This window comes from Paracoccus sp. UBA5162 (genome assembly GCF_002413585.1).
Taxonomy (GTDB): domain Bacteria; phylum Pseudomonadota; class Alphaproteobacteria; order Rhodobacterales; family Rhodobacteraceae; genus Paracoccus.
Genome location: NZ_DHXG01000072.1, coordinates 17,462 through 25,730 on the forward strand (window position 1 = coordinate 17,462; position 8,269 = coordinate 25,730).

6 protein-coding genes are annotated in these 8,269 nt (G+C 63.5%); all 6 read left to right on the forward strand.

Features of this window, described 5'->3' with window-relative positions; all coding sequences use genetic code 11:
* Nucleotides 1-2,775, forward strand: a 2,775-nt coding sequence (locus B4A72_RS10745) for a DNA-directed RNA polymerase subunit beta' (protein WP_292978557.1), incomplete at its 5' end; no start/stop codon positions are given.
* A 380-nt stretch (nucleotides 2,776-3,155) separates the two neighbouring features.
* Nucleotides 3,156-4,091: a DMT family transporter gene (locus B4A72_RS10750; RefSeq protein WP_292951219.1), complete on the forward strand. Its 936-nt coding sequence runs from the start codon at nucleotides 3,156-3,158 to the stop codon at nucleotides 4,089-4,091.
* 5 nt (nucleotides 4,092-4,096) lie between these two features.
* Nucleotides 4,097-4,948 carry a glycosyltransferase gene (locus B4A72_RS10755; RefSeq protein ID WP_292978559.1) on the forward strand — a complete coding sequence of 284 codons (852 nt, stop codon included), beginning with the start codon at nucleotides 4,097-4,099 and terminating at the stop codon, nucleotides 4,946-4,948.
* Nucleotides 4,949-5,182: 234 nt separating this feature from the next.
* Nucleotides 5,183-5,554: a 30S ribosomal protein S12 gene (gene rpsL, locus B4A72_RS10760; RefSeq protein ID WP_022705687.1), complete on the forward strand. Its 372-nt coding sequence runs from the start codon at nucleotides 5,183-5,185 to the stop codon at nucleotides 5,552-5,554.
* Nucleotides 5,555-5,566: 12 nt separating this feature from the next.
* The gene (gene rpsG / locus B4A72_RS10765) at nucleotides 5,567-6,037 is read left to right on the forward strand and encodes a 30S ribosomal protein S7 (protein ID WP_292951155.1); all 471 of its coding nucleotides are present in this window, start codon (nucleotides 5,567-5,569) and stop codon (nucleotides 6,035-6,037) included.
* An 18-nt stretch (nucleotides 6,038-6,055) separates the two neighbouring features.
* Nucleotides 6,056-8,179, forward strand: a complete 2,124-nt coding sequence (gene fusA, locus B4A72_RS10770; RefSeq protein ID WP_292951152.1) for an elongation factor G — start codon at nucleotides 6,056-6,058, stop codon at nucleotides 8,177-8,179.
* Nucleotides 8,180-8,269 lie beyond the last annotated feature (90 nt).

An 8,269-nucleotide genomic window follows, 5' to 3' on the forward strand; every position in this document is an offset into this window, starting at 1 on the left:
CGCGTCCTGATGATGTCGACGAACAACGTGCTGTCGCCCGCCAACGGCGCGCCGATCATCGTGCCGTCCCAGGACATGGTTCTGGGCCTCTATTACGTCTCGATGCAGCGCGAGGGGATGAAGGGCGAGGGCATGTCCTTCGCCAGCGTCGATGAGGTCGAGCACGCCCTTGCCGCCGGCGAGGTGCATCTGCACGCGGGCATTACCGCCCGGATCAAGCAGATCGACGAGAATGGCAACGAGGTCATCCGCCGCTACGAGACCACGCCGGGCCGGGTCCGGCTGGGCGCGTTGCTGCCGCTGAATGCCAAGGCGCCGTTCGAACTGGTCAACCGCCTGCTGCGCAAGAAGGACGTGCAATTCGTGATCGACACCGTCTACCGCTATTGCGGCCAGAAGGAATCGGTCATCTTCTGCGACCAGATCATGGGCCTGGGTTTCCGCGAGGCATTCCGCGCGGGCATCAGCTTCGGCAAGAACGACATGGTGGTTCCCGACAACAAGTGGGACATCGTGGGCGAGGTCCAGGATCAGGTGAAAGAATTCGAACAGCAATATCTGGACGGTCTGATCACCCAGGGCGAGAAATACAACAAGGTCGTCGATGCCTGGTCCAAATGCAACGACCGCGTCACCGAGGCCATGATGTCCACCATCTCGGCCACCAAGAAGGACGAGAACGGCGCCGAGATGGAGCCGAATTCGGTCTACATGATGGCCCATTCCGGTGCGCGTGGCTCGACCAACCAGATGAAGCAGCTTGGCGGGATGCGCGGCCTGATGGCCAAGCCGAACGGCGAGATCATCGAGACGCCGATCATCAGCAACTTCAAGGAAGGTCTGACCGTTCTTGAATACTTCAACTCGACCCACGGCGCCCGCAAGGGTCTGTCGGACACGGCGTTGAAGACGGCGAACTCGGGCTATCTGACCCGTCGTCTCGTCGACGTGGCGCAGGATTGCATCATCCGCGATCATGATTGCGGCACCGAACAGGCCATCACCGCCTCGGCCGCCGTCAATGACGGCGAGGTCATCGCGCCGCTGTCCGAACGCATTCTGGGGCGCACCGCGGCCGAGGATGTTCTGGTTCCGGGCGGCGACGAGATCATCATCCGCGGTGGCGAGCTGATCGACGAACGCAAGGCCGACGCCATCGAGCAGGCGGGCGTGCAATCGGTCCGCATCCGGTCCGCGCTGACCTGCGAATCCGAGGACGGGGTCTGCGCGCTGTGCTATGGTCGGGATCTGGCGCGCGGCACGCTGGTCAATATCGGCGAGGCGGTGGGCATCATCGCAGCCCAGTCGATCGGCGAGCCGGGCACCCAGCTGACGATGCGGACCTTCCACATCGGCGGTATCGCGCAGGGTGGCCAGCAATCCTTCCAGGCGGCCTCGCACGAGGGCAGCGTGCAGTTCCGCAACGAAAGCACGCTGACCAACGCCAGTGGCGAAATGGTGGTCATGTCGCGCAACATGCAACTGCTGATCATGGACGATCAGGGGCAGGAACGGGCCAGCCACAAGCTGTTCTATGGCTCCAAGCTGTTCGTGAAGGAAGGCGACCGGGTGATCCGCGGCGCCAAGCTGTACGAATGGGATCCCTACACCCTGCCGATCATCGCCGAAAAGGGCGGTGTCGCGAAGTTCGTCGATCTGACGACCGGCCTTTCGGTGCGTGACGAGACGGACGATGCGACCGGGATGACGCAGAAGATCGTGACCGATTGGCGCAGTGCGCCGAAAGGCAACGATCTGAAGCCGGAAATCCTGATCGTCGGCGAGGGCGGAGAGCCTGTGCGCAACGAACAGGGCAACCCCGTCACCTATCCGATGTCGGTGGATGCGATCCTGTCGGTCGAGGACGGGCAGGAAATCCGTCCGGGTGATGTCGTCGCCCGGATCCCGCGCGAAGGTGCCAGAACCAAGGACATCACCGGGGGTCTTCCCCGCGTCGCGGAATTGTTCGAGGCTCGTCGGCCCAAGGATCACGCGATCATCGCGGAAATCGACGGTCATGTGCGGTTCGGCAAGGACTACAAGAACAAGCGACGCATCTCCATCGAGCCCTCGAACGAGGATCAGGCGCCCGTCGAATACATGGTGCCCAAGGGCAAGCACATCCCGGTGCAGGAAGGCGACTTCGTGCAGAAGGGTGACTACATCATGGACGGGAACCCCGCGCCGCACGATATCCTGCGGATCATGGGGATCGAGGCGCTGGCCGACTACCTGATCGACGAGGTGCAGGACGTCTATCGCCTGCAAGGTGTGAAGATCAACGACAAGCACATCGAGGTGATCGTTCGCCAGATGCTGCAGAAGATCGAGATCATCGATAGCGGCGACACGACGCTGCTGAAGGGCGAGCATGTCGAGCGCGACGAGTTCGAGCAGGAGAACGCCAAGATCGAAGCCAAGGGGGGCCGTCCGGCCTCGGGCGAGCCGGTGCTGCTGGGCATCACCAAGGCATCGCTTCAGACCCGCAGCTTCATCTCGGCCGCCTCGTTCCAGGAAACGACGCGCGTGCTGACCGAGGCCGCCGTTCAGGGCAAGCGCGACAAGCTGGTCGGGCTGAAGGAGAACGTCATCGTCGGCCGTCTGATCCCGGCGGGCACCGGCGGGGCCACGACCCGCGTGCGCAAGATCGCCGCCGATCGGGATGCCGAGGTGATCGAGGCCCGCAAGGCCGAGGCCGAGGCCGCCGCCGCGCTGGCCGCGCCCGAAGCGCAACCGGTCATGGCGGATATGCCCGAGGCCGGCGGCGACGAGTGATCGTCACCGCATGAAGACATGAGAAAGAAGGCCCGGCGGCTGCGCCGGGCCTTTTTTCTGGTTCGCTCAAGGATCGGCGGCAGCGCGGAAACGAGTTCTGCAAGGCCTTGAGGGACAATGCCCCGCACAGCCGGGACAGGCGTCTTGACACTGTTGCTGCGAATATCGAAAGGGCGCAGGTCTTCGAGGAACGGACCACCCGAGGGATCCTTGCGGCCCGCCCGCAAGGCCCGTGCTGGCCCGTGCCATGTGCGGTGCCGGTCCGGGGGGCAGCGATACCCCGCGTCCTGCGATGCTTGCTGCCGGGGGGCAAGAACACGCCCCCTTGTGCCTGACCCTTCGGAACCCTAACGCTTCCCCAGGACAAGAGGGCAGCCGCAATGCGTGCACCGCTGATTTCACCATTTCGCCGGGTCAGTCCGGCCTCGATCGCGACACAGCCGCATCAGCCGGGCGACAATCTGCGCGGCGCCGCCCTGATGTCATTGTCGATGGTCGGGTTCGGCCTGAACGACGCGGTGATGAAATTCGTGACCCAGGAGATGCCCCTGTATCAGGCGATCTTCCTGCGCGGGCTGGCGGTCATGGCGGCCATCGCGCTGCTGGCGTATCGCAGTGGCGGCCTGAGGCTGAGGCTGCCCCGGCCCGAGCGCATCCCGATGGCGCTGCGTGTCCTGGGCGAACTGGGCTCGACCCTGCTGTTTCTGAACGCCTTGCAGCGCATGGCCATCGGCGATCTGTCGGCGGTGATGCAATCGCTGCCTCTGGTCATCATGCTGGGCGCGGCGCTGATCTTTGGCGAAAGCCTGGGATGGCGACGGACGGGGGCGGTGGTGATCGGGCTGCTGGGGGTGATGATCATCCTGCGCCCGGGCAGCGGAGCCTTTGGAATCTGGTCTCTGGTCGCTCTGGGCGCCATGATCCTGATCGCGCTGCGTGATCTGGCCACGCGCGGTTTCAGCCGGGCGGTCAGTTCCGAAACCATCGCCTTCTACGCCGCCGTGGCTGTCAGCGCCTTTGGGCTGGTGGCCAGCCTGTTTCAGGGATGGGTGATGCCCGGGCCGTCACAGATCGGGCTGCTGCTGATGGGCGGCGGTTTCCTGACCATCGGCTATGTCAGTGCCGTCTCGGCGATGCGGATGGGCGAGATTTCCTATATCGCGCCGTTCCGCTATGTCTCGCTTCTGGTCGCGATCGTTGCCGGGCTGGTGATCTTCGGGGAATGGCCCGATCTGTGGACCTGGACCGGATCGGCGCTGGTGGTGGGTGCGGGCGTCTACACGATCTGGCGCGAGGCGCAGCTGGGAAGGCGGTAGTCGCGATGCGGGTTCAAATGCTGGGGCTTTGCCGCTTTTCCTATGTGGGACTGCGTGGCTATCAGGTCGAACATGACAGCTATCAGGAACGCCGCGCCCATCTCTATGATCCCGACAGGCTGGCGCGGCGCTGGTTCTGGTTCAGCGAGGTCGCGCTGCCGGCCTGGCGCGCGCAGACCGATCCCGATTTCACCTTGGTGGTGATGACCGGACCCGATCTGCCAGAGCCGTGGCTGTCGCTGCTGCGCGATCTTTGCCTCGAGGTTCCGCAGCTTCGGCTGGAACTGATTCCGCCGATGCAATGGCACCTGGCCGCTTGCCGGGCGGCGATCATGCCCCATATCGATCCGCGGGCCGAGGTGATCGGCCATTTCCGCCACGATGACGACGATGCGGTGGCGGTCGATTACATCGCCGCGGCGCGGCGCGATTTTCGCCGCATCAAGGCATTGTGGAAGGTGGATCGCAAGCTGTCGCTGGATTATTCGCGCGGGCTGATGATCGAATTCGCCGAGGGCAGGCTGAAGGTCACGCCGCGCATCTGTCACAACATGGGTGTGGCCCTGACCATCTTTCTCGGCCCCGAGGCCGCCGAGACGGCACTGCATTACGACCATTCCAGGCTGCCGCAATGGATGCCCGGCGTCGCTGTGACCAGACCGCTGATGTTCTTGCGCTCGATCCATGGCGACAGCGATTCCGGGGCCATGGGGCCGGGCCTGCCCTGGACCATGGATGACGATCAGGCGCTGGACCGGCAACTGCGCCAAAGATTCCGACTGCGCCGCACGTCGCTGGAACGGCAGGCCGCGGCGCTGCCGCGAGTTGATCCTTCGCGGCCGGGGCGGTCGTGTTGACAGCCTCTCCGATTCCCCCTATACGCCCCGTCACCCGGCGGGCAACCGCATCGGGCACCAGAACCTGTGTGGTCACGATCCGGGTCCGAACGCCCCGATCCTCTGGAATTTGACCCGTCCACCCCGCCATGGGGCCGGATGGTTTTGGCGTTTTGCGATTCGCGCAGATCGCCGTCGAGAAGTGGCGCAGCCGACCGGCTGCGAGTATTGACGAGAAGCAAGACGGGGAACCGAATGCCGACGATTCAACAGCTGATCCGCAAGCCGCGGCAGCCCAAGGTGCAGCGCAGCAAGTCGCAGCACCTGCAAGGATGCCCGCAGAAGCGTGGCGTCTGCACGCGCGTCTATACGACGACGCCGAAAAAGCCGAACTCGGCCATGCGCAAGGTCGCCAAGGTGCGCCTGACGAATGGCTTCGAGGTCATTTCCTACATTCCGGGCGAAAAGCACAACCTGCAGGAACACAGCGTCGTGCTGATCCGCGGCGGCCGCGTGAAGGACCTTCCGGGTGTCCGCTATCACATCCTGCGCGGTGTGCTGGATACCCAGGGCGTCAAGGATCGCCGTCAGCGTCGTTCGAAATACGGCGCCAAGCGTCCGAAGTAAGGAGATTCCGGAATGTCCCGTCGTCACGCCGCTGAAAAGCGCGAAATCCTGCCCGATGCCAAATATGGCGATCGCGTGCTGACCAAATTCATGAACAACCTGATGGTTGACGGCAAGAAATCGGTTGCCGAGCGGATCGTCTACAACGCGCTGGAGCGCGTCGAGAACCGTCTGAAGCGCGAGCCGATCGAAGTCTTTCACGAGGCCCTCGACAATGTGAAGCCCTCGGTCGAGGTGCGTTCGCGCCGCGTCGGTGGTGCCACCTATCAGGTGCCCGTCGAGGTTCGTCCGATCCGTCGCGAGGCGCTGGCGATCCGCTGGCTGATCACCGCCGCCGCCAAGCGCAACGAGCACACGATGGAAGAGCGCCTTGCAGGCGAGCTGGCCGATGCCGTCAACGGCCGCGGCACCGCCGTCAAGAAGCGCGAAGACACCCACAAGATGGCCGACGCGAACAAGGCGTTCAGCCACTACCGCTGGTAAAGCGAAAGGACCCCATCCATGGCACGCGATTATCCGCTGCAGCGTTACCGTAACTTCGGCATCATGGCGCACATCGATGCCGGCAAGACGACGACGACCGAGCGTATCCTTTTCTACACCGGCAAGTCGCACAAGCTGGGCGAGGTGCATGATGGCGCCGCGACCATGGACTGGATGGAACAGGAACAGGAACGCGGCATCACCATCACGTCTGCCGCGACCACCACGTTCTGGCAGCGCCAGGAAGACCCGACTGCCGACGGCACTTCGGACACGAAGTATCGCTTCAACATCATCGACACGCCGGGCCACGTCGACTTTACCATCGAGGTCGAGCGTTCGCTGGCGGTTCTGGACGGTGCAATCTGTCTGCTGGACGCCAATGCCGGGGTCGAGCCGCAGACCGAAACCGTCTGGCGCCAGGCCGACCGCTACAAGGTTCCGCGCATCGTGTTCGTCAACAAGATGGACAAGATCGGCGCCGATTTCTTCAACTGCGTGAAGATGATCAAGGACCGCACCGGTGGCATCCCGTGTCCGATCGCCCTGCCGATCGGCGCCGAGGACAAGCTGGAAGGCATCGTCGATCTGATCAAGATGGAAGAATGGGTCTGGAAGGGCGAAGACCTTGGCGCAAGCTGGGTTCGTCAGCCGATCCGCGACGAGCTGAAGGATCAGGCCGAGGAATGGCGCAACAACATGATCGAGCTTGCCGTCGAGCAGGACGATGATGCGATGGAAGCCTATCTTGACGGCAACGAGCCCGACGAGGCGACGCTGCGCAGGCTGATCCGCAAGGGCACGCTGTCGCTGTCGTTCTTCCCGGTGACGGCCGGTTCCGCGTTCAAGAACAAGGGTGTGCAGCCGCTGCTGAACTCGGTCATCGACTTCCTGCCGGCGCCGATCGACGTGCCGGTGCTGAAGGGCTTCAGCCCCGATGACGAGACCGAGACCCGCAACATCGAACGTCCGGCCGACGATTCGGCGCCTTTCTCGGCGCTGGCGTTCAAGATCATGAACGACCCCTTCGTGGGCTCGCTGACCTTCACCCGGATCTATTCCGGGGTGCTGAAGAAGGGCGATTCGATCGTCAACTCGACCAAGGGCAAGCGCGAGCGCATCGGCCGGATGATGATGATGCACTCGATCAGCCGCGAAGAGATCGACGAGGCCTTCGCCGGCGACATCATCGCGCTGGCGGGCCTGAAGGAGACGACGACCGGCGACACGCTGTGCGATGCGTCCAAGCAGGTCGTGCTGGAGACCATGACCTTCCCGGATCCGGTGATCGAGATCGCGGTCGAGCCGAAGTCGAAGGCCGACCAGGAAAAGATGGGTCTGGCGCTGCAACGTCTGGCCGCCGAGGATCCCTCGTTCCGGGTCGAGACCGATCTGGAATCGGGTCAGACGATCATGAAGGGGATGGGCGAGCTTCACCTCGACATTCTCGTCGACCGGATGAAACGCGAATTCAAGGTCGAGGCGAATATCGGCGCCCCGCAGGTGGCCTATCGCGAGACCATCTCGTCTCAGGCCGAGATCGACTATACCCACAAGAAGCAGACCGGCGGCACCGGTCAGTTCGCGCGCGTCAAGCTGGTCATCACGCCCACCGAACCGGGCGAGGGCTATTCGTTCGAAAGCAAGATCGTGGGCGGCGCGGTTCCCAAGGAATACGTCCCCGGCGTCGAAAAGGGCATCAAGTCGGTGATGGATTCGGGTCCGCTGGCCGGTTTCCCGGTCATCGATTTCAAGGTCGCGCTGATCGACGGCGCCTTCCACGATGTCGACTCGTCGGTTCTGGCCTTCGAGATCGCCGCGCGTGCCGCGATGCGCGAGGGTCTGCGCAAGGCCGGCGCCAAGCTGCTGGAGCCGATCATGAAGGTCGAGGTGGTGACGCCCGAGGAATATACCGGCTCGATCATCGGCGATCTGACCAGCCGTCGCGGCATGGTCCGGGGGCAGGACAGCCGCGGCAACGCGAACGTCATCGACGCGTTCGTGCCGCTGGCCAACATGTTCGGCTATATCAACAACCTGCGCTCGATGTCTTCGGGCCGCGCGGTGTTCACGATGCAGTTCGACCATTACGAAGGCGTGCCGCAGAACATCTCGGACGAGATCCAGAAGAAATACGCCTGATCAGGGCAGGGCGGAAGGTGACTTCCGCCCGTCACGCAACAACGAAAGAATCGAGGAACCACGCCCATGGCAAAGGCAAAGTTTGAACGG